21 protein-coding genes and 1 tRNA gene are annotated in these 21,569 nt (G+C 34.2%); 5 read left to right on the forward strand and 17 right to left on the reverse strand.

Features of this window, described 5'->3' with window-relative positions; genetic code table 11:
* Positions 1-41: 41 nt before the first annotated feature.
* From AAEO59_RS09135 to pdxA, 8 genes are all read right to left on the reverse strand, one after another.
* Complete coding sequence (locus tag AAEO59_RS09135) at positions 42-344, reverse strand: hypothetical protein (RefSeq protein ID WP_341700431.1); 303 nt, start codon at positions 342-344, stop codon at positions 42-44.
* 35 nt (positions 345-379) lie between these two features.
* Entirely contained in the window at positions 380-682 is a 303-nt protein-coding gene (locus AAEO59_RS09140) for a hypothetical protein (protein ID WP_341700432.1), read from the reverse strand.
* 246 nt (positions 683-928) lie between these two features.
* Complete coding sequence (accC, locus tag AAEO59_RS09145; RefSeq protein ID WP_341700433.1) at positions 929-2,275, reverse strand: acetyl-CoA carboxylase biotin carboxylase subunit; 1,347 nt, start codon at positions 2,273-2,275, stop codon at positions 929-931.
* A gap of 86 nt (positions 2,276-2,361) precedes the next feature.
* Complete coding sequence (gene accB, locus AAEO59_RS09150) at positions 2,362-2,847, reverse strand: acetyl-CoA carboxylase biotin carboxyl carrier protein (RefSeq protein WP_341700434.1); 486 nt, start codon at positions 2,845-2,847, stop codon at positions 2,362-2,364.
* A 24-nt stretch (positions 2,848-2,871) separates the two neighbouring features.
* On the reverse strand, positions 2,872-3,870 hold the full coding sequence (locus AAEO59_RS09155) for a beta-ketoacyl-ACP synthase III (RefSeq protein WP_341700435.1): 999 nt from the start codon (positions 3,868-3,870) through the stop codon (positions 2,872-2,874).
* Positions 3,871-4,045: 175 nt separating this feature from the next.
* Positions 4,046-4,243 carry a 50S ribosomal protein L32 gene (gene rpmF / locus AAEO59_RS09160; protein WP_026715365.1) on the reverse strand — a complete coding sequence of 66 codons (198 nt, stop codon included), beginning with the start codon at positions 4,241-4,243 and terminating at the stop codon, positions 4,046-4,048.
* Positions 4,244-4,252: 9 nt separating this feature from the next.
* Positions 4,253-4,795 (reverse strand): YceD family protein, encoded by a 543-nt coding sequence (locus tag AAEO59_RS09165; RefSeq protein ID WP_341700436.1) that lies wholly within the window; start codon positions 4,793-4,795, stop codon positions 4,253-4,255.
* Positions 4,796-4,885: 90 nt separating this feature from the next.
* Positions 4,886-5,929, reverse strand: a complete 1,044-nt coding sequence (gene pdxA, locus AAEO59_RS09170) for a 4-hydroxythreonine-4-phosphate dehydrogenase PdxA (protein ID WP_341700437.1) — start codon at positions 5,927-5,929, stop codon at positions 4,886-4,888.
* A gap of 56 nt (positions 5,930-5,985) precedes the next feature.
* Here pdxA and AAEO59_RS09175 point away from each other — a divergent pair, with 56 nt between their 5' ends.
* Positions 5,986-6,573 (forward strand): riboflavin synthase, encoded by a 588-nt coding sequence (locus AAEO59_RS09175; protein ID WP_341700438.1) that lies wholly within the window; start codon positions 5,986-5,988, stop codon positions 6,571-6,573.
* Positions 6,574-6,592: 19 nt separating this feature from the next.
* Here the strand turns inward: AAEO59_RS09175 and AAEO59_RS09180 are convergent, their stop codons facing one another.
* The 5 genes from AAEO59_RS09180 to AAEO59_RS09200 form a co-directional block, all read right to left on the reverse strand.
* Positions 6,593-6,886, reverse strand: a complete 294-nt coding sequence (locus AAEO59_RS09180; RefSeq protein WP_341700439.1) for a hypothetical protein — start codon at positions 6,884-6,886, stop codon at positions 6,593-6,595.
* A 195-nt stretch (positions 6,887-7,081) separates the two neighbouring features.
* Positions 7,082-7,155 (reverse strand) — tRNA-Ile (locus AAEO59_RS09185).
* 118 nt (positions 7,156-7,273) lie between these two features.
* Positions 7,274-7,672, reverse strand: coding sequence for a methylmalonyl-CoA epimerase (mce, locus tag AAEO59_RS09190; protein WP_341700440.1), 399 nt, complete (start codon positions 7,670-7,672; stop codon positions 7,274-7,276).
* A gap of 30 nt (positions 7,673-7,702) precedes the next feature.
* Positions 7,703-9,994 carry a hypothetical protein gene (locus AAEO59_RS09195; RefSeq protein ID WP_341700441.1) on the reverse strand — a complete coding sequence of 764 codons (2,292 nt, stop codon included), beginning with the start codon at positions 9,992-9,994 and terminating at the stop codon, positions 7,703-7,705.
* Complete coding sequence (locus tag AAEO59_RS09200; protein ID WP_341700442.1) at positions 9,954-10,958, reverse strand: hypothetical protein; 1,005 nt, start codon at positions 10,956-10,958, stop codon at positions 9,954-9,956. The genes AAEO59_RS09195 and AAEO59_RS09200 overlap by 41 nt, the downstream gene beginning before the upstream one ends.
* A gap of 177 nt (positions 10,959-11,135) precedes the next feature.
* Between AAEO59_RS09200 and AAEO59_RS09205 the strand changes: the two genes are divergently transcribed.
* Entirely contained in the window at positions 11,136-12,812 is a 1,677-nt protein-coding gene (locus AAEO59_RS09205; RefSeq protein WP_341700443.1) for an Ig-like domain-containing protein, read from the forward strand.
* Position 12,813: 1 nt separating this feature from the next.
* Here AAEO59_RS09205 and AAEO59_RS09210 read toward each other — a convergent pair whose 3' ends face one another.
* The 4 genes from AAEO59_RS09210 to AAEO59_RS09225 all read right to left on the reverse strand — a co-directional run bounded on the left by AAEO59_RS09210 (position 12,814) and on the right by AAEO59_RS09225 (position 17,190).
* Positions 12,814-13,578 (reverse strand): amidohydrolase, encoded by a 765-nt coding sequence (locus AAEO59_RS09210; RefSeq protein ID WP_341700444.1) that lies wholly within the window; start codon positions 13,576-13,578, stop codon positions 12,814-12,816.
* Between the two features lie 134 nt (positions 13,579-13,712).
* Positions 13,713-14,459 (reverse strand): succinate dehydrogenase/fumarate reductase iron-sulfur subunit, encoded by a 747-nt coding sequence (locus AAEO59_RS09215; protein ID WP_278034628.1) that lies wholly within the window; start codon positions 14,457-14,459, stop codon positions 13,713-13,715.
* A 52-nt stretch (positions 14,460-14,511) separates the two neighbouring features.
* Positions 14,512-16,512: a fumarate reductase/succinate dehydrogenase flavoprotein subunit gene (locus tag AAEO59_RS09220; RefSeq protein ID WP_341700445.1), complete on the reverse strand. Its 2,001-nt coding sequence runs from the start codon at positions 16,510-16,512 to the stop codon at positions 14,512-14,514.
* A 12-nt stretch (positions 16,513-16,524) separates the two neighbouring features.
* A complete protein-coding gene (locus AAEO59_RS09225) occupies positions 16,525-17,190 on the reverse strand; it encodes a succinate dehydrogenase cytochrome b subunit (RefSeq protein WP_341700446.1) in 666 nt (221 codons plus the stop codon).
* Between the two features lie 370 nt (positions 17,191-17,560).
* Here AAEO59_RS09225 and AAEO59_RS09230 point away from each other — a divergent pair, with 370 nt between their 5' ends.
* The 3 genes from AAEO59_RS09230 to AAEO59_RS09240 all read left to right on the forward strand — a co-directional run bounded on the left by AAEO59_RS09230 (position 17,561) and on the right by AAEO59_RS09240 (position 21,472).
* The gene (locus tag AAEO59_RS09230; protein WP_341700447.1) at positions 17,561-18,922 is read left to right on the forward strand and encodes a hydroxymethylglutaryl-CoA synthase family protein; all 1,362 of its coding nucleotides are present in this window, start codon (positions 17,561-17,563) and stop codon (positions 18,920-18,922) included.
* Positions 18,923-19,062: 140 nt separating this feature from the next.
* Positions 19,063-20,355: an aminopeptidase P family protein gene (locus tag AAEO59_RS09235; RefSeq protein ID WP_341700448.1), complete on the forward strand. Its 1,293-nt coding sequence runs from the start codon at positions 19,063-19,065 to the stop codon at positions 20,353-20,355.
* Positions 20,356-20,671: 316 nt separating this feature from the next.
* Complete coding sequence (locus tag AAEO59_RS09240; protein WP_341700449.1) at positions 20,672-21,472, forward strand: TIGR00266 family protein; 801 nt, start codon at positions 20,672-20,674, stop codon at positions 21,470-21,472.
* Positions 21,473-21,569 lie beyond the last annotated feature (97 nt).

Genomic DNA, 21,569 nt, shown 5'->3' on the forward strand with positions numbered 1-21,569 from the left:
AAGACAGTCTTTTTAAATAACAATAAGCTAATTCGCGAAGCTTATTTTTGAATCCAGTTCCCATTAACATCTGAATAAACAGTAGCTGCCTGGTCTTTAACCGATATTTCTAATTTATACTCTTTCTTATCATTAACGAAAGCTTTTGACAAAACAGCATCAGGATACGATTTTTTTAAAGCTTCGGTAACAGCGGCTGGAAGTTCTTCGATTTTAATTTCAGTAAAGGCATCCGTAGCGGGTGTTTCTTGTTGTGCTGGAGTTGTTTCTTTCTGTTCCGTTTGGGCGTTTATTGCCGTTAAACTTCCTAATACAATTGCTATGGTTAAAACTATTTTTTTCATGTTGTGTAATTTTTAATTTAAACTTATTTTCTTAATTATTTTTGAATCCATTTTCCATTTTCGTCTGCATATAATGCACCTACCTTTTCTCCCACTTTAACTTCCAGCTTATACTCTTTTTTATCACTTACATAAGCCTTATTAATTATTGCTTCTGGATATGCTTTCTTTAAAGCATCAGTAATTGCCGCAGGAATTTCTTCGATTTTAATTTCTGTATAAGAATCTGTTGCTGGCGTTTCTTGTTGAGTTGGAGTTGAATCTTTCTCTCCCGTTTGAGCATTCATTGCTGTTAAACTTCCTAATACGATTGCTGCTGTTAAAACTATTTTTTTCATGGTATATAATATTTAATTGTTATTAATGATTTATACATTCTACAATGAAATTTTCGTACCACATTTTTAAAGCAAACAAGCAAATACCTAAAAAACTAATTATCAAATAATTAAAAAAATTAATCGTTTACACAAAATGTATACTACTGTGTAACACCCTTAAAAACTGTATACTTATTACACACTTTTAGCTATAAAAAAAGCCGCATCAAACGATACGGCTTTCGCAAAAATTTATTTTTTTACTTATTCTGGGTCATTCATTTTGAATGATTCCATAAAGGCAGTAGTATAATCACCCGAGATATAACGAGGATCATCCATTAATTGTCTATGGAAAGGAATAGTAGTTTTGATACCTTCGATTACAAATTCATCCAAAGCTCTTCTCATTTTACTAATTGCTTCCTCACGCGTTTGCGCTGTAGTAATCAACTTAGCAATCATTGAATCATAGTTAGGCGGAATTGTATAACCTGAATACACGTGAGTATCTAAACGTACTCCGTGTCCACCTGGCATGTGTAAAGTTGTAATTTTTCCAGGTGATGGTCTAAAATCATTATATGGATCTTCGGCATTGATACGACACTCGATAGCGTGTAATTGTGGTAAATAGTTTTTACCAGAAATAGGAATTCCTGCAGCTACCATAATTTGCTCACGAATCAAATCGTAATCAATAACCTGCTCCGTAATAGGGTGTTCTACCTGAATACGGGTATTCATTTCCATGAAGTAGAAATTACGGTGTTTATCTACTAAGAATTCTACCGTACCAGCTCCTTCATATTTAATATATTCAGCTGCTTTTACAGCTGCTTCACCCATTTTTTGACGTAATTCATCGGTCATGAATGGAGAAGGTGTTTCTTCAGTTAATTTTTGGTGACGTCTTTGAACAGAACAATCTCTTTCAGAAAGATGACAAGCTTTTCCATAAGAATCTCCTACTACTTGAATTTCGATATGACGTGGCTCTTCAATCAATTTTTCCATGTACATTCCGTCATTTCCAAAAGCAGCAGCCGCTTCCTGACGAGCACTTTCCCAAGCTTTTAGTAAATCCTCTTCTTTCCAGATAGCACGCATTCCTTTACCACCACCACCGGCAGTAGCTTTCATCATTACTGGATATCCAATTTCTTTAGCTACTTTTTTTGCTTGTTCATAAGACTCTAAAATCCCTTCTGAACCTGGAACACATGGAACTCCTGCTTCAATCATAGTTGATTTTGCAGTAGCTTTGTCTCCCATTCTGTCAATCATTTCCGGCGCAGCTCCAATGAACTTAATTCCGTGTTCCTGACAGATTTTTGAAAATTTAGAATTTTCAGAAAGGAAACCATATCCTGGGTGAATTGCATCAGCATTTGTAATTTCTGCTGCAGCAATAATATTTGACATTTTCAAATAGGACAAGTTGCTTGGTGCAGGTCCAATACAAACCGCTTCATCAGCAAACTTTACATGCAAACTTTCTGCATCAGCAGTAGAGTAAACAGCAACTGTTTTAATTCCCATTTCCTTGCACGTTCTGATTACACGAAGTGCAATTTCTCCTCTGTTTGCAACTAATATTTTTTTAAACATCTCTTTTATATTAAAAATTACAAATTCCAATCTCCAAATTCCAAATGCTTGGATTTTGTGATTTGTCTATTGGAATTTTTAAAAAATTATGATGGGTCTACTAAGAATAATGGTTGATCAAATTCTACTGGAGACATATCATCAACTAATATTTTAACGATTTTTCCAGAAACTTCAGATTCGATTTCGTTAAATAATTTCATTGCTTCAACAACACATAAAACATCACCTTTAGCAATAGAACTTCCTACTTCAACAAACATTGGTTTGTCTGGAGATGGTTTTCTGTAAAAAGTACCAATCATTGGTGACTTAATAGTGATATATTTTGAAGTATCATCTGCAGCTGGAGCTGCTGCCACCGGAGCCGCTGCAACTGGAGCTGCTGGTGTAGCTACAATTTGTTGAACAGGAGCTGCTGCAGGTAATTGTTGTACATAAGCTGGCTCAGGAGTATTACTTTCTAATACAGTTCTAATAGTAATTTTTACATCATCCATTTCTAATTTTACTTCAGCAACACCAGAATTGGATACAAATTTAATTAGGTTCTGAATTTCTTTTAAATCCATAATATTTACGATTTTAGTTTAAATTTATTGTTTGTTATATGCCCATTTAAGGTAAATAGATCCCCAGGTGAATCCTCCTCCAAATGCAGCAAAAATAATAGTATCTCCTTTTTTAAACAAATGTTCGAAATCATTTAAAACCAAAGGCAAAGTTGCCGATGTGGTATTACCATATCTTTCAATATTCATTAAAACTTTAGATTCCTCTAAATTCATACGATTTGCCGTAGCATCAATGATACGTTTATTCGCCTGATGAGGAACTAAAAAGTCTACATCTTCATTTGTTAAATTATTTCTTTTTAAAATTTGCTCACTAGCATCAGCCATATTTGTTACAGCATATTTAAATACTGTTTTACCATCTTGTCTGATACTGTGTCTTTTCTCTTCAACTGTTTGAATTGTAGGCGGATGCAAAGATCCTCCCGCATCAATTTTTAAGAAATCACGGCCAATTCCATCACTTCTTAAATACTCATCTTGCAATCCAAGACCTTCAGTATTAGGTTCAAATAATACAGCTCCTGCACCATCACCAAAAATAATACAAGTTGTTCTATCAGTATAATCAACTATGGAAGACATTTTATCAGCCCCAATTAATAACACTTTTTTATATCTTCCTGATTGGATGTAGGCTGCAGCTGTAGACATTCCGTATAAAAAACTGGAACAAGCTGCCTGTAAGTCATATGCAAAAGCATTGGTTGCGCCTATTTGAGTAGCAACATAAGCACCAGTAGCAGAAACCTGCATATCAGGTGTTGCTGTTGCCATTAAAACCAAATCAATTTCTAAAGGGTTTATATTAGCTTTAGCAATTAAATCTTCAGCTGCCTTTATAGCTAAAAAAGAAGTTCCTTTGTCAGCATCTTTTAAAATTCTTCTTTCTTTTATTCCTGTACGAGAAGTAATCCACTCGTCGTTTGTGTCAACCATCGTTTCAAGCACCTGGTTTGTAAGCACAAAATCTGGAACATAAGCTCCAACAGCAGTAATTGCGGCCGTAATTTTATTCATTTTATTCGGATATTTTCCCTTCTGTTTTTACACAAAAGAAAACGTTTAAAAAGGGGTTAAAAGTACAAAAAAAATCCAAACCCTCTATCTTTAAAAACTTCTAATTTAACGAAAATCACAAACAATAAAAAACTCTCACTAATGTGAGAGTTTTTGTATTTTTTATAAAAACATATTATGCAAAAGTAGCTTCTGACTTGTCAATAACCACTTGCCCTCTGTAATACATTTTTCCTTCATGCCAGTAAGCTCTGTGATATAAGTGAGCTTCTCCTGTAACAGGACAAGTAGCAATTTGAGCTACAGTAGCTTTATAATGTGTTCTTCTCTTGTCTCTTCTTGTTTTCGAAGTTTTTCTCTTAGGATGTGCCATTTTACTATATTATTTATCCGTTAATAGTTGCTTTAATTTGTCCCAACGCGGGTCTATATTCTCTTCTTTATTCTCTTTTTTCTCAACTTCTTTGACTTGCAATTCATTCAGTTTATCTAAAGCTTCAGTTTTTAAACTTCCATCTTTTACTCCTGGATGAATTCGTTTTTGGGGTACCGAAAGAGCAATCATTTCATAAACATATTGTGCTATATTTATTTCAAATTCTCCAAAAGGCAAAATTAGCAACTCCTCATTATCATCATTATACACTTCACCAAAACGAACAATCAATTTCATTTTACCTTTTATTGGCAAATCAAAATCTTCTCCCGTTAAGTCACAAGGAACATTTACGGTTCCTTTATGCTTAAAATTCAACTCAAGCATATTGCTATTTTTCTCCAAAACCACCGATACTTTGACACCTGAATTCTGAAATTCATCATACTCAAAGTTATCAAAGAACGCATTATCTATCTGATACTCAAAATGATGTTTTCCTAACTTTAAACCTACAAAAGGAATTAAAAATTCTTTAGTCCTGTCCATTTCAACAAAATTTTGCCCGTAACTTCGGGAGTGCAAAGATATAAAATTATTGTAAAACCAATAACGTTATTAATCTTTTTTTATTTACATTTATTTTTCCTTAACTTTTAAGGGATTTTCAACCATCTCCGCATGCTGAATCCTTGAACGATAGACATCTATAGCTAAATACACCGCTTCTTTAAAAGAATTAAAATCAGCGATTCCTTTTCCTGCAATATCATAAGCCGTTCCATGATCCGGAGACGTCCTTACCTTACTCAAACCAGCCGTAAAATTAACCCCTTTACCAAAAGACAAAGTCTTAAAAGGAACCAATCCTTGATCATGATAAGTAGCAATAACGGCATCAAATTTTTCGTAATGACCACTTCCAAAAAATCCATCAGCAGGGAAAGGCCCAAAAACCATTGTTCCTTCATCAAACATTTTTTTCAAAACCGGACGAATTAATTCTTCATCCTCTTTACCTATAACCCCACCATCTCCACAATGCGGATTCAAACCTAAAACAGCAATTTTTGGATTATTTATACTAAAATCCTTTATTAAAGACTCCTTAACCGTCTTTATTTTTCTAACAATCAAATCCTCAGTTAAACGAGAAGCAACTTGGTTAATAGGCACATGATCTGTAAGCAAACCCACTCTTAAATCGTCATGCACCATAAACATCAAAGCATCACCTTCTAATTCTTGATCTAAATAATCCGTATGCCCTGGAAATTTAAAATCTTCCGATTGAATATTATACTTATTAATAGGAGCAGTCACCAAAATATCTATCAAATCTTCTTTCAAAGCCTTAGTTGCCGCAACGAAAGACTTAATAGCATACTCCCCTACTTTATCATCATTAACTCCTAAATTTAAATCGACACCTTCTTTCCAAACATTCAAAACATTAATTTTCCCCGGAACGAGCTGATCCAGTTTATCTATCCCATGAAGCGCTACGGTAAGTTCTAAATTTCTTTTAATAAAAGATAAAATTTTAACATTAGCAAAAATAACAGGCGTACAAAGCTCCAACATTCTTGTATCTTCGAATGTTTTTAAAACTACTTCGCTTCCAATACCATTTAAATCTCCTATTGAAATTCCTACGATAATATTTTCTGCCTTTTTAACCATATCCACGAGTTTTTATTGCTAATTTTGATGTGCAAATTTAGTAAAATAAAACAAGAATGTTTACAGGAATCATAGAAACCCTTGGAACTATCCAAGAAATAAAACAAGACAAAGACAATATTCACGTAACAATTGACTCTGCCATAACAAATGAACTCAAAATAGACCAAAGTGTCGCTCACAATGGAATATGCTTAACCGTAGTAGCTATAAAAGATAACTCCTACACCGTAACCGCCATAGACGAAACCATAAAAAAAACAAATTTAGGCAGCTGGAAAGAAGGCGACATAGTCAATCTGGAAAGAGCTATGAAACTAGGCGATCGTTTAGATGGCCATATTGTTCAGGGTCACGTAGACCAAACCGGAAACTGCATTGCGATTTCAGAAACTAACGGAAGCTGGCTTTACACCTTTGAATACGATGACCAACTAAACAATCTAACAATCGAAAAAGGCTCCATTACAGTTAACGGTGTAAGCTTAACAGTTGTAAATTCACAAAAAAATCAATTTAGTGTAGCCATCATTCCTTACACTCACGAACATACAAATTTTAAAAATTTCGTAGTTGGATCAAATATAAATCTTGAATTTGATGTAATAGGAAAATATGTATCACGACTTATCGAATTGAAATAAGACATAAAAAAACTCTAGTCTACACTGGAGTTTTTTTATGTCTTATTTCAAATATCACAAAAGAAGCCAACACTATCCCGAAACCTATTGCGAATACCAAAAAATAATTAGAGTGATCAACCGGCAAAGCAGCGGTACAATACGCTCCAGGATTAGAACTATTCCTACACTCATTATAAACATTCATATCTCCGGTTATTTCCAATAATTCATCACAACACTCTAAACCCGGAGGCGGAGGCTGAGTAACTGCTTTAATACTCACTAACAAAAGCGCTATTAAAACAATATATTTAAATCGATTTTTTTTCATCCCAAAGACAAATCATCACAAAAGAACAAAGATATACCAATAAAAGGATTCACCCCAAAAGAAACCTTGTTTAAAACGTTAATTTTAAAGGCTTTTCATCGATTATATTCATCATTTTGCCTTTTTTGTAAAAAAAAACACATTTTAAACAAAAAAGCCCTCATATTACTATGAAGGCTTGATTTTGCTAGTTAGTGGTCCCACCTGGGCTCGAACCAGGGACCACCTGATTATGAGTCAGGTGCTCTAACCAGCTGAGCTATAGGACCGGTTAAGAGTTTGCAATATTACTACTAATTTTTGTTTGCTCCAAATATTTTTGACTTAGTTTTACACTTCTGCTTTAGATAAAAAAACAACACAAAAGAAACGCATTGATTATTAGAATCATATACTTTGACAAAGCTCAATCAAAACTCCATTTGTACTTTTGGGATGCAAAAAAACGACTAACTTATTGTCCGCACCTTTTTTAGGAATTTCGTTCAAAACAACGAAACCCTCTCCTTTTAGCCTTTTAATCTCATCCTGAATATTTTGTACCTCAAAAGCTATATGATGAATCCCCTCACCTTTTTTTTCAAGGAATTTAGCAATAGGACTATCAGGATTTGTGGCTGCTAAAAGTTCAATTTTATTGGTATCTGTCTTGAAAAAAGAAGTCAAAACACTTTCGCTTTCCACCTCTTCTAACTTATAAGGCGAAACTCCCAATAATTTTTCAAACAAAACATTTGAAACTTCAATATCTTTTACAGCGATTCCGATATGATCAATTTTTTTCATTTTTCTGTTTTTCCCAACTTCAAAAACCTACTACTGATTAATAAAGGTATTAAAATAACCGCATTCCCTAATCACATCTTGATAATATTTAGTATCCGAATAATCTTTTTGCAAAGTTTTGAATCCATTCCATGCTAAAAAATTAAGCTTGTCTCCGTAGAATTCCCAATAATCTTTATTTTTAAAATAATAACGTTCGTTATAAAAATCATTACGCTCACATTTAGCTAACAAATAACTACATTTTGCTTTTTGTTCTTTTGTAGTTGCTGCCAATAATGCTTTTTGATAATACATTTTAGACACTGAACAATCAACAATCATCTTTTTCATTGATTCTCTAAAATAAGTCGGACTAGATCCATAGCCTACAATGCTAATCTCGTAAAACGTTCTTGCATTTCCAAAATGAGAGATATTGTAAAACGCATTTCCTAACAACAAACTATTATTGTAAACATCTTCATTTGCCGCTAATTTTTCCTGCATTAATTGGATAGTATTCAAAAAATCAATTTGAGAATATTTCTTTTTTTGAAAAGCCAAATGTTCACAATCGTGACAATCTTTTATATTTCCATTAAAGGGATTTCCATACAACAACTGGAATTGAACAGCATCCGTTTGTTTCAAAAACACTATTGCTTCAGGAATTTTGTTTTGAAATGCGGCCTTCACAGCTTGAAAATTAATAATATCTTTCAACTTTAAATTATAAATCCCTTCGGCAATTTGTTCCAATTCTGTTTTTTTAGATTTTGATAAAAAAGTCTTCATATCCAGAAGATTCTTTTCATTATCATAAAACGAATTACCCATATTACCCGCATAATATTCGGTGGTTTGCGAAAACAACTCAGCCATAACCGCATTATTTTGAGCTTTAAACAAAGAAGACAAATAGTGTCGGCTCCAATTAGAAGCATGATCAAATCGGAAATTTTCAATTTTAGTTCTAGGCAACTCCTGATACAACCACTTCAAATCCTTTAAAATGGTTTGGGCTGAACTCTCATCAATTTTGGATATTTTATTCAAATTATTCACAAAACGAAGCAATCGCAATTGATTGCTAGCCAAAACTGTTTTTGGCATATCCTTTTCAGCCTGATTATAGTTTTGGTCTGCCTTTGCATATTCACCATGTAAAGTTTGCAAATAACCCAAAGCCATATTCCACAAATAAGGTTTAGCAGTAGCATTGGAAACATTAATCTTAGTTACCAACTCCAAAACGGAGGGATTCAATTTAGAAATTTGTTCCTTTTTACTTAGTTCTTTTGAAGGATTTTCCCTGTCACCTCCTATTTTATTTTCCTGATTATTTATCAATCGGGTCAATAAATAATCTAGGTGAGAACTTTTAGGATCTAACTCAAATATTTTGGCAATAGCTTCTTCTTCGTCATTATAATAACCTCTTATTGCCCAAAGTGCTGCTTTTTCCTGATTGGTTTTTGCCATTACTAATGATTGTTTCCAGTCGCTTTCTTCCTGCGGACGAAAACTATAGGCCGCGACAACACGCATTTCGGGACATTTGTCAAAAACCTGACTGTATAAATAATTAGAAACAGCGTAATTTCCCTGTTTATGATGAATTCCTGCCAAATATCCAATAGCTCTGTAATACAAAGTGTTTTTAGGAATTAAGCCCTCAGTTTTATGGAAAAAATCAATTGCTCTTTGTTTAGTATCACTATAAAAATTAGCCTTTATGGTTTGAAACCAATAGCGGTTTTTCAGAAAGGAATCTTTGGTTCTATTGTATTTATTTTCTATTTCCTCGATAACGTCCGAATTTGTAAATTCTTTTGAAACTACCGGATCATAACCCCAATTTTCTTCCCCAATTGAAACGGTTTCTATTTGCTGTGCTAAGTATAAAAAATTAATAAATTCTTTAATTTTCGCCTCTTTCAAATTCATTTTAGAAGCAAATCCTAACGAAGATTCATTTTCCTTTTTAGTCTTAAAAAAGAAATACAACTCTTCCACCGTTATCCTACGGTTGTTTTCCAATAAAAATTCTTTTACATATTGAGGATTCATTTTTCCTTTCAAATAAGACTGCCACTCGGATACAATTTGATCATTGAACCTTGAATTATGTCCTTTGTCAAAACCAATTCCGTAAAAAACATCTCCTGATAAAAACAAAGGCGAATAGGATTTATCAACAAAGGTTTCCGGAGTAAAATTAGAATTGTAATACCAATTGTCAAACCAATCTCCGCCGCCACAAGCATAAATCACGCCATAGGCAAACATCAAAACAGCACTAAAAACAACTACTAACTTGCTTAAAAATATTCTTTTCATAATTTTTCAAATTATCCTGATCTAAATCGTAAAATATAATTTCTTTGGGCTTTTGTGCCACATTTTCCTCTAAATCTTCGGCCATTTCTTTTAAATCCCCAGCTGTTACTGTTTCTATTTTTACCAAATCCTCTTTTTTATAAAAAACTCCTTTTCGGTAATTAGATTGTATCACTTTGAAAGTCGTTGCATCAATAGCTAGAAAATTTTCATCTTTCTGTAAATCCTCCACAGTCAATTTACTCCGCAAACCCAAAATAGAATTATCTCTGCTATGAATTCCCCAGGAATAAATAGGCAAGGCAACATTTAAAACCAAAGGATATTGATTTAAACTTGAAATATAACGTTGCGCAATGCTTCTGTCATAAATAGAATTCCCTGATTTCATAGAAATTGTACCCATGTTATAGTACATTAAAACTCCGGAATCGACATTTGGAATCTTTGTTTTTTCAAAATATTTTACCTGATGCAAACGAATTGTTGCGGATATTTTTTTCTTCGAAATAGATTTAAACCGCTCTATAAACGCTAAATAATTATACTTTGAATCTAAACTCCAATCACAATCAATTTGAATTTCATTACAATTTATACCATTTGTACGGTTAATAGTTGCAATAAAACGTACTGTTTTTTGTGCTAAATCATCAACATCTAAAGCAGCTTGTAACATCACGTTATTTTTAATATAAACTACTGGCACAATATTCTTAACAGTTGGTTTCTGAATAAAATGAATCGGACTTCTGGGAAAAGCCGCTTTTGTATTGGAATTCCAATCAATATCAAAATAGCGGATATAAATTTTTTGAACATTATTGTCCCGAATCGCTTCTTGTTCTGCAGTAGTCAATTCATAATTGGTTTTCCAATAATAAAATGAAACACAAGTCTTCTCTTTTTTATCACAAGAAAAAAACAACAAAATCAAAAGAAGATATAAAGTGTGTAGTTTCAAAAAAAGTAGTTTAATATCGCTAAAGTAAGAATTAGCTTCGAATTACAACATAGTATTCCTGGATAAAACGCAAGAAATCCAATTTTAAACCAAACAAATACTACTTAATAAATCCATAAAAAGTTTTAATTCCAGTAATTATAATTGTTATTTTGTAATCTCTAAATTTTAAATTTCATGTTGAAAGACAAACTAAAATATATCTCGGTAATAATAATACTAATCACAATTTTCAGTTGTGCCAAAAGAGGTTCTATCACAGGTGGCTTAAAAGACACTATTGCTCCTAGTTTAAGTAATAGTTTCCCGAAAAATTTTAGCACAAAATTTAATTCCAAACAAATCAAATTAGAGTTTGATGAGATAGTTATTCTAAAAAACCTTAGAAAACAATTAGTGATTTCGCCACCAATGAAAAATGAACCGCTCATTATACCTACAACAGCGAGCAAAGTTATTACAATAAAAATTGCAGACACACTTCAGCCTAACACTACTTATAGTTTTAATTTTGGTCAAAGTTTAACCGACAACAATGAAGGAAACCCACTAAACCAATTCAAATATGTATTTTCTACCGGAGACTACATTGATTCCTTAGCGTTACGTGGAAAAGTAAAATACGCTTTCGAAAAAGAAGCAGAATCCTTTATTTCAGTAATGCTGTACGAAGCAAACGAAACTTACAACGACTCTATCATTTATAACCAAAAAGATTCTAAAGGAAAAATCCCTGGACCAAGATACATTACTAATACTTTAGACAGTTTAAAAACCTTCCAACTTGAAAATCTAAAAGCTGGAAAATACCGTTTGATTGCTTTAAAAGATTTGAATAACAACAACAAATTTGATCCAAAAACCGAAAAAATAGGTTTTATAAAAGACTTTATTACCATTCCAAACGACACATTATTTGAAGTAGAATTGTTCAAAGAAAAACTCCCTTTTAAAGCTTTTAAACCGTCACAGGAATCAGCTAATAAATTATTCATGGGATTTGAAGGAAACTTTTCTAAGGCAACATCAAAACCTAAAGTCACATTAAAAAATAAAAATGAAATTCTGGAAAGCATTGTCACTAAACTACCAAAAAAAGATTCATTACAAATTTGGATGAAACCAATTAAAACGGATTCTTTAAAAGTAGAGGTTGCTCATGGAGAGTACAACAAAACTTTTGCATTAAAAATCAGAAATCAAAAGAAAGACAGCTTAACAATTAACGCTGTAAACCCTGCTGGATTTTATGATTCTTTTGGATTAGAAGCATCCACTCCTTTAGTGAAATTTGACGAATCAAAAATAAAATTAATTAACAAAGATTCTGTTGCCGTAAAATTCACTACTGCTTACGATGAATTCAATCAAAAATTATTTTTTGACTTCAAAAAAGAAACTGCTCAAAAATACTCAATCAACATTTTACCTGGAGCATTAACTGATTTTTTTGAGCATACCAATGACACTTTAAATTATCAAATTAGCACAAAAGAATTAGAAGAATATGGTAATTTAAAAATCAAATTAGAAAAGGTCAAATCTTTCCCTGTCATTGTTGAACTTTTAAAATCTACAGGAGAAGTAGTCGCTAGTTATTATACCGAAAGGGAAACCTCTGTTAATTTCACCTTATTAGATCCTGCTCAGTTTTCTTTGAGAGCAATTTACGACACTAATAAAAACAAACAATACGATCCGGGAAATTTTCTGGAAAAGAAATATGCTGAAGAAGTAATTTATTTTTCAGGAGAAATAGACGTAAGAGCCAATTGGGATGTCGAACAAACATTTGATTTAAGCATCCCTTACACACCACCAATTAAAAAAGAGGACAAAAAGAAAAAAAAGTAAATTATAATAACTGAAAAGCATCTCTATCATTCAAAAAGCCCATTGCTTTTCGGATTGCAAGCATATTTTCACGATTCAGTTCCTCTATAACTACAGCTTCCGATTCCTGTGGATTTACTAAATAATCTCCGAGGAAATCAACTAGCTGTGAGTGCCCATTATACGGATGTTGATTTCCGTCAACACCTGTGCGGTTCACACCTACAACATAACTCATATTTTCTATAGCACGTGCTTTTAACAAAGCATCCCAAGCCTGGATTCTTTTTTCGGGCCAACTTGCTACATACAACAGCAAATCATAATTTTCCACATTTCTGGAAAATACCGGAAAACGCAAATCGTAACATACCAACGGACATATTTTCCAACCCAAATAGTCTACTATTAATTTCTGTTTGCCTGCTGTATAAACCTTATCTTCTCCTGCCAACGTAAACAAATGCCTTTTATCATAAAACTGAATTTCTCCCGAAGGAAACACAAACAGCATTCGGTTATAAAAATTCCCAGCTTCTTCAATTACCAGACTTCCGGTTATGGCTGTATTTTTGGCTTTCGCCAAAGATTGCATCCATTGTACCGTTTCTCCCTGCATGGTCTCAGCCACCTTAGCCGGATTCATAGTAAAACCTGTAGCAAACATTTCAGGAAGTACAATTAAATCAACAGATTCATCAATTCCATTGATTTTTTCTTCGAAATGAACTCGGTTTGCCTTTGGATTTTCCCAAATTAAATCGGATTGAATAAGTGCTATTTTCATAGAAAAAAGTTATTACACAAAGATACGGAAAGTTACCACAGAGAAACTCAACATTTAATTCAACAAAAAAACGCATCCTTAATGAATGCGTTTATATATAGAAATCTTGTTCCCCTTTAGGGGCTAGGGGCATATTATCCTTTCAAACTAGCAGATAAATATTCTCTATTCATACGAGCGATGTTTTCAAGAGAAATTCCTTTTGGACACTCGATCTCACAAGCTCCTGTATTAGTACAGTTACCAAAACCTTCTTCATCCATTTGTTTTACCATGTTCAATACACGGTCAGCAGCTTCAACTCTACCTTGTGGCAACAAAGCATATTGAGAAACTTTTGCAGAAACAAATAACATAGCCGAAGAGTTTTTACATGTAGCTACACAAGCTCCACATCCAATACAAGTTGCAGCATCAAAAGCTTTGTCAGCATCATCTTTATTTACCGGAATTGTATTTGCATCGATTGTGTTTCCTGAAGTATTAACAGAAATAAATCCTCCAGCATGTTGAATTCTGTCAAAAGAACTTCTGTCAACCACTAAATCCTTCACAACTGGGAAAGCAGCAGCACGGAATGGCTCGATTGTGATAGTATCACCATCTTTAAACATACGCATGTGTAATTGACATGTAGTTACTCCTCTGTCTGGTCCGTGAGCTTCTCCATTGATGAATAAAGAACACATTCCGCAGATTCCCTCACGACAATCGTGGTCAAAAGCTACTGGTTCTTCTCCTGCATTGATTTGTTGTTCGTTGAATACGTCAAGCATTTCAAGGAATGACATATCAGGTTCGATTCCGTCGATTTTATAATCGACCATTCTCCCTTTATCTTGAGCGTTTTTTTGACGCCATATTTTTAATGTAAGTTTCATTTTGTCTAAGTATTAAGTATTAAGAAACAAGTATCAAGACTTTCCCGAAATACTATTTATAACTACGTTGAACTAATTTAATGTTTTCGTAATTCAATGCTTCTTTGTGTAACACTGCATCACTTGGTTTTCCTTTGTATTCCCAAGCAGCAACATACGCAAAGTTATCATCATCACGAAGCGCTTCCCCTTCTTCTGTTTGGTACTCCTCACGGAAGTGACCTCCACAAGATTCTTTACGGTGTAAAGCATCTTTAGCAAACAATTCTCCTAATTCTAAGAAATCGGCAACACGAATTGCTTTCTCTAATTCCTGATTGAATTCTTTATCTGTTCCAGGTACTTTTACATCTTTATAAAACTCTTCACGTAAAGCAGCAATTTCAACAATCGCTTCATTTAATCCTTTTTCGTTACGAGCCATACCTACTTTATTCCACATAATTTTACCTAATTTTTTGTGGAAATAGTCAACTGAGTGCGTTCCTTTATTATTAATAAAACCTGAAATCAATTCTTTAACTGATTTTTCAGCCTCATCAAATTCTGGTCTGTCAGTAGAAATAGGACCCATTTTGATATCTGGTGCCAAGTAATCACCAATTGTATATGGCAATACAAAATAACCATCAGCCAAACCTTGCATCAAAGCAGAAGCTCCTAAACGGTTAGCACCGTGGTCAGAGAAGTTAGACTCTCCAATAGAGAAACATCCGGGAATAGTAGTCATCAAGTTATAATCAACCCAAGTTCCACCCATTGTGTAGTGAACTGCTGGATAAATCATCATTGGCGTAGTATATGGATCCTCGTCAACGATTTTGAAATACATTTGGAATAAGTTTCCGTATTTACTTTTTACAATTTCTGTACCTAATTTAGTTACCAAAGCTTTGTCATTAGCATCTAAACCTTTCACATAAGCAGCTTCTGAACCATAACGTTGAATAGCTGCAGCAAAATCTAAATAAACAGCTTCTCCTGTTTTATTCACACCAAAACCAGCATCACATCTTTCCTTAGCAGCACGAGACGCTACGTCACGAGGTACTAAGTTACCAAAAGCAGGGTATCTTCTTTCTAAGAAATAATCTCTGTCTGCCTCAGCAATATCAGTTGCTTTTTTCTTTCCTTCACGAATAGCCTGTGCATCCTCTAACTTTGCAGGAACCCAGATACGTCCGTCATTACGAAGAGATTCAGACATCAATGTTAATTTTGATTGGTGATCTCCTGAAACCGGAATACAGGTTGGGTGAATTTGTGTATAACAAGGGTTTGCAAAGAAAGCTCCTTTTTTGTGGATTTTCCATGCAGCAGTAGCATTAGAACCCATTGCGTTAGTTGACAAGAAAAATACATTTCCGTAACCTCCTGAAGCAATAACAACAGCGTGAGCTGAATGTCTTTCAATTTCTCCTGTAATTAAGTTACGAGCGATAATACCTCTTGCTTTTCCGTCAATTTTAACTAATTCAAGCATTTCGTGACGGTTGTACATTTTGATTTTTCCACGACCAATTTGACGGTTCATTGCAGAATAAGCTCCTAACAATAATTGTTGTCCTGTTTGACCTTGTGCATAAAATGTACGAGATACCAATGTTCCTCCAAAAGAACGGTTATCTAATAATCCACCATACTCACGAGCCAATGGCACCCCTTGAGCCACACATTGGTCAATAATATTAGCAGAAACTTCAGCCAAACGATATACGTTTGCCTCACGAGCACGGTAATCTCCTCCTTTTACAGTATCGTAGAACAATCTGTGAACAGAATCACCATCTCCTTTATAATTTTTTGCTGCATTGATACCCCCTTGTGCCGCAATAGAGTGCGCACGACGTGGTGAATCCTGAAAACAAAATGCTTTTACGTTATATCCTAATTCTGCTAATGTAGCCGCTGCAGAACCTCCAGCTAAACCTGTTCCAACAACAATAATATCTAAATTACGCTTGTTAGCTGGGTTTACTAAATTAATATGATCTTTATAATTTGTCCATTTGTCCGCAATTGGACCATTTGGAATTTTTGAATCTAATGCCATTATAATTGAATATTAATGATTGAAATGATGAAATAATGCAATAAATACGAAACCTAAAGGAACGATTACAGAAAACCATAATCCGAAACCTTTCATCCCTTTTGTATATTTATTGTTTTGTCCTACTGATTGGAAAGAAGAACTAAAACCGTGACGTAAGTGCAAAGACAATAAAATAAAAGATAAGCTATATAAAGCAGTACGAACCGGACTTTCGAATTTCTCTACTAATTCAGGGAAATATCTTGTTTCCTCTGCAGCATTAAATTCTACATACTTATATACCATTTCCGGAAACCAGAAATCATAAAAGTGTAATGCTAAGAAAGCTAAGATAACCGAACCAGAAATAATCATGTTACGTGAAGCCCAACTTGCATTGGCAGCTCCATTGTAGCTCGCATATCCTACTGGTCTAGCTTTTTTGTTTTGAATATCCAAAACAAACCCCATGATGAAGTGAAATACAACACCTATAATAAGGATTGGCTGAATAACAAACTGAACCAAAGGATTCAATCCCATGAAATGAGAAATCGAATTAAAAACATCAGCACTGAAAACTGACATCAAATTGATAAAAAAATGCTGTGCTAAGAACAACATCAAAAAAAGTCCTGAAAGTGCCATAGCTACTTTTTTTGCTATTGACGATTTCAATAATCCAGATTTTGCCATAATTTTTTAGAATATAGTTTTAAAAAGTACACAAAAATAGAGTAATTAGTAACGAACTACAACCTTTTCGCTCTTATTTAGAAACGTTATAAAGTTTTTAACTAAAAAAGATCTTTTTAAACCAGAAACAACAATTCAAAATATTGATTATCAATTATTTAAAATATAAAAAACAAATAAAAAACATAAAATAAACACAAAAAACAAATAAAATATTAGCAATCAAAGGCTTAAAAAATACACATTTGATAATTTTACAGATTAAATACATAAAAATCAACAAAAAACACAAAATCAAGCTATTTTGTGTACTAAAAAAAACAGCATTTTCAAAGTGTCATTTTATCTTTGCAAACTCAAAAAAATGACAATGAAAACAGGAATTGATGCACTATCATTTGACGTTGCTAAACTACATTTACCTATAAAAACATTGGCGGAAGCCAGAAACATAGAACCTGAAAAACTAGAAAAAGGTTTAGGATTAATCAAGATGACTTTGCCTGACACCCATCAGGACAGCGTGGTTTTCGCTGCTAATGCTTTGACCAAATTAATTCAGGACAACCAAATTGACTTAAACGAAATCAGCAGAATTTATGTTGGTACCGAAAGCGCTATTGACAATGCTAAACCTATCGGATCTTATTTAGTGGATTTAATGGAGCAAAAATTTGGTAAAGATTCTTTAGCCGAATGCGATGTGGTTGATTTTACTTTTGCCTGTATTGGCGGTGTTGATGCAATGCAAAACTGCCTTGATTATATCAAATTAAACCCAACAAAAAAAGCCATCGTAGTCACTACTGACTTTGCTAAATACGATCTAAATTCAACTGGAGAATACACTCAGGGCGCTGGAGCAGTTGCAATGCTGATTACAGCAAACCCAAAAATAATTGCCTTCGAAAACCATTGGGCGACTAATACAAAAGGTGTTTTTGACTTTTTCAAACCGCACCGAACAATTACAAAAGAAGCCATTACAGGAAACTCAAATAACGAAAACTGGTTTGACAATCTGGAAGCAGAAATCAAAATCCACAAAGACCAACCGGTTTTTGACGGACAATATTCGAACCAATGTTATATGGACAGAACCCGAAATGCCTATTTCTCGTTCAAAAAATTAAAAGAAACTTCAGCCACTTTATACCAAAGCTGGAACAGTATCATCATGCACTTGCCTTATTCTTATCAAGGTCGTCGTATGTTATCTGAAATCTACGCTTTGGATGCCGAAAATTCAATTATTTCAGGCGGAGAAACTCCGGCTGAATACCAAAACAAACTGAAAGAAACCAGTAAAACCGAAGAATACAAAAACTTTGTTCAGGAAAAATTAATGCCGGCTGAATTAGCTTCTTCATTAATCGGAAACTTATACACAGGATCCATTTTCATGGGATTCCTTTCAACTTTGGCACATTTTTATGATTCGAAAAAAGAAATCACAGGAAACACTTTTGGCTTCCTGGCTTACGGAAGCGGATCCAAATCAAAAGTATTCGAAGGAATTATTCAAGACGAATGGAAATCGGCTTTAGCCAATGTAAAACTGTTCGAAAACTTAAAAGAGAGTTTCGAAATTGATTTTGACACTTACGAGAAACTTCATAAAAAAGAACAAAAACAAAGCGTTCAAACTCCTAAAAACGAATGGATTTTAGACCGAATTGAAAAAGAAATCCCTACATTAATTGGCGCACGCTATTACAAATGGATTGACTAAAACCACAAAAAAAACACCATATAGCCGAAGTATTATCGATACTTCGGCTTTTTTTATGGGAAAACTTTAAGAATTCGAATATACGCTACTATTTAAAAAACAGTAATTTTGTTTCTATTGAAACGAAAAACTCTACAATTATGAAATATCATCAAATAAACCATAATCTTTTTGTGAAAAACCGCAAAAAATTTACGGCTCAAATGAAACCAAAAAGTATTGCGGTTTTCAACTCCAACGATATTTATCCAGTTAGTGCCGACAGCACTTTGCCTTTTGCACAACATCGTGACATTTTTTACTTAAGCGGAATCGATCAGGAAGAAAGCATTCTTTTACTTTTTCCAGATGCTCCTTACGAACATCAAAAAGAAATGCTATTCCTTAAAGAAACCAGCGAATTAATTGCCATTTGGGAAGGCGCTAAATTAACTAAGGATCAGGCTTTTTCAGTTTCAGGAATTAAAACTGTTTATTGGTTACAGGATTTCGAAAAAGTATTAGCCGAATTAATGACGTATTCAGAAACGATTTATATCAATACAAATGAACATTATCGTGCTAAAATTGAAACCGAAACCCGCGAAGCCCGTTTTGTAAAATGGTGGAAAGAAAAGTATCCGGCACATCAGGTGGCTAAAAGCAATCCTATCTTGCACCGTCTTCGTTCGGTAAAAGAAAGCGAAGAAATCGATTTGATTCAACAAGCTTGTAACATTACTGAACTTGGTTTCCGTCGTCTATTATCTTTTGTAAAACCAAATGTAATGGAATACGAAATCGAAGCTGAGTTAATCCACGAATTCGTTCGTAACCGTTCTAAAGGTTTTGCGTATACACCCATCATTGCTTCAGGAAATAATGCCAATGTTTTGCATTATATCGAAAACAACCAACAATGTAAAGAAGGTGATTTGTTATTGCTTGACGTTGCTGCCGAATATGCAAACTATTCAAGTGATTTAACCCGAACCATTCCGGTTTCAGGACGTTATTCCGAAAGACAAAAAGCAGTGTACAACGCTGTTTTAAGAGTAAAAAACGAAGCGACTAAAATGCTGACTCCGGGAACACTTTGGAAACAATACCATATCGAAGTGGGCAAAATCATGACATCGGAATTATTAGGATTAGGACTTTTGGACAAAGCCGATGTTCAAAACGAAAATCCGGACTGGCCGGCTTATAAAAAATATTTCATGCACGGTACTTCGCACCACATGGGACTGGACACGCACGATTACGGAATTTTAACCGAACCAATGCAAGCCAATATGGTTTTCACTGTTGAACCAGGAATTTACATTCCTGCCGAAGGTTTTGGTATCCGAATCGAAGATGATGTTGTCATTCAACAAAACGGAGAACCTTTCAACTTAATGAAAAACATTCCAATTGAAGTAGAGGAAATTGAGCATTTGATGAATAGCTAGTTTGCATTGATCAGTAATCGGTTAATATAAAAAAACGGCTCGCAGTAATGTGAGCCATTTTTGTATAGGCTTGAGTTGGCAAAAATATTTTACCGCAAATTCACAGACAATAAAGTTAATCAACTATAAAAAAATCTGCGAATCTGAGGTTATTTTTTATGGCACATCCCTTCGGGTCGGGCTGTACGCTATATCTTTTATCTCGTTCTGAAAAACGAGATAAAAGGATGCCGCTTCCATCCCCTGTGCAAAACCCTATAAAATTGAAAGATTTTTACTAAATTAGTCGCTATAAATTTTATCAATCCAATAAAAAATGAGAGCACACGAAATAGATTACGAGATTTTTGGCGAAGAAATGCAATACGTTGAAATCGAATTAGACCCACAAGAAATTGTCATTGCCGAAGCAGGCAGCTTTATGATGATGGACAATAACATACAGATGCAAACCATTTTTGGCGATGGTTCTCAGGAACAAACCGGAATTTTTGGCAAACTACTCAGTGCCGGAAAACGAGTGCTTACTGGTGAAAGTCTTTTTATGACTGCCTTTATTAATCAAAATTATGGCAAAGCCAAAGTATCTTTTGCCTCACCATATCCGGGAAAAATTCTCCCGATTGATTTAACCCAATTCAGTGGAAAATTCATTTGTCAAAAAGATGCATTTCTTTGTGCTGCCAAAGGCGTTTCGGTAGGAATTGAATTCTCAAAAAAACTAGGTCGCGGACTTTTTGGTGGTGAAGGTTTCATCATGCAAAAAATTGAAGGAGACGGAATGGCTTTTGTACATTCTGGAGGAACTATGGCCAAGAAAGAATTAAAAGCCGGCGAAATCCTAAAAGTCGACACCGGTTGTATTATTGGATTTACACAGGATATCGATTATGATATTGAATTCATTGGCGGTATCCGAAATTCTATTTTTGGAGGCGAAGGTTTATTTTATGCCACACTTCGCGGACCAGGAACCGTGTACATACAATCCCTTCCTTTTAGCCGTCTTGCCGACAGAATCATCGCCTCGGCACCAAAAGCCGGTGGAAACAGTCGTGACGAAGGCAGTTTACTGGGCGGATTAGGAAACCTATTAGATGGAGATAATCGTTTTTAAAACAATACTCTCCCTGTTTGTCATTCCGACGGAGGAGGAATCTCATTAACTGGATACCTTATGAGATTTCTCGTTCCTCGAAATGACTAAACAGCTT

Source organism: Flavobacterium flavipallidum (assembly GCF_038289905.1).
GTDB classification, from domain to species: domain Bacteria; phylum Bacteroidota; class Bacteroidia; order Flavobacteriales; family Flavobacteriaceae; genus Flavobacterium; species Flavobacterium flavipallidum.

Excerpts from the sequence above, each read along its gene's own strand:
- AAEO59_RS09135 (WP_341700431.1), bottom strand. The coding sequence starts at position 344 with ATGAAAAAAATAGTTTTAACCATAGCAATTGTATTAGGAAGTTTAACG.
- AAEO59_RS09240 (WP_341700449.1), top strand. The coding sequence starts at position 20,672 with ATGAGAGCACACGAAATAGATTACGAGATTTTTGGCGAAGAAATGCAA.
- AAEO59_RS09230 (WP_341700447.1), top strand. The coding sequence starts at position 17,561 with ATGAAAACAGGAATTGATGCACTATCATTTGACGTTGCTAAACTACAT.
- AAEO59_RS09175 (WP_341700438.1), top strand. The coding sequence starts at position 5,986 with ATGTTTACAGGAATCATAGAAACCCTTGGAACTATCCAAGAAATAAAA.
- rpmF (WP_026715365.1), bottom strand. The coding sequence starts at position 4,243 with ATGGCACATCCTAAGAGAAAAACTTCGAAAACAAGAAGAGACAAGAGA.
- pdxA (WP_341700437.1), bottom strand. The coding sequence starts at position 5,929 with ATGGTTAAAAAGGCAGAAAATATTATCGTAGGAATTTCAATAGGAGAT.
- AAEO59_RS09155 (WP_341700435.1), bottom strand. The coding sequence starts at position 3,870 with ATGAATAAAATTACGGCCGCAATTACTGCTGTTGGAGCTTATGTTCCA.
- accB (WP_341700434.1), bottom strand. The coding sequence starts at position 2,847 with ATGGATTTAAAAGAAATTCAGAACCTAATTAAATTTGTATCCAATTCT.
- AAEO59_RS09225 (WP_341700446.1), bottom strand. The coding sequence starts at position 17,190 with ATGGCAAAATCTGGATTATTGAAATCGTCAATAGCAAAAAAAGTAGCT.
- AAEO59_RS09205 (WP_341700443.1), top strand. The coding sequence starts at position 11,136 with ATGTTGAAAGACAAACTAAAATATATCTCGGTAATAATAATACTAATC.
- AAEO59_RS09235 (WP_341700448.1), top strand. The coding sequence starts at position 19,063 with ATGAAATATCATCAAATAAACCATAATCTTTTTGTGAAAAACCGCAAA.
- AAEO59_RS09180 (WP_341700439.1), bottom strand. The coding sequence starts at position 6,886 with ATGAAAAAAAATCGATTTAAATATATTGTTTTAATAGCGCTTTTGTTA.
- AAEO59_RS09215 (WP_278034628.1), bottom strand. The coding sequence starts at position 14,459 with ATGAAACTTACATTAAAAATATGGCGTCAAAAAAACGCTCAAGATAAA.
- accC (WP_341700433.1), bottom strand. The coding sequence starts at position 2,275 with ATGTTTAAAAAAATATTAGTTGCAAACAGAGGAGAAATTGCACTTCGT.
- AAEO59_RS09220 (WP_341700445.1), bottom strand. The coding sequence starts at position 16,512 with ATGGCATTAGATTCAAAAATTCCAAATGGTCCAATTGCGGACAAATGG.
- AAEO59_RS09140 (WP_341700432.1), bottom strand. The coding sequence starts at position 682 with ATGAAAAAAATAGTTTTAACAGCAGCAATCGTATTAGGAAGTTTAACA.
- AAEO59_RS09195 (WP_341700441.1), bottom strand. The coding sequence starts at position 9,994 with ATGAAAAGAATATTTTTAAGCAAGTTAGTAGTTGTTTTTAGTGCTGTT.
- mce (WP_341700440.1), bottom strand. The coding sequence starts at position 7,672 with ATGAAAAAAATTGATCATATCGGAATCGCTGTAAAAGATATTGAAGTT.
- AAEO59_RS09210 (WP_341700444.1), bottom strand. The coding sequence starts at position 13,578 with ATGAAAATAGCACTTATTCAATCCGATTTAATTTGGGAAAATCCAAAG.
- AAEO59_RS09165 (WP_341700436.1), bottom strand. The coding sequence starts at position 4,795 with ATGGACAGGACTAAAGAATTTTTAATTCCTTTTGTAGGTTTAAAGTTA.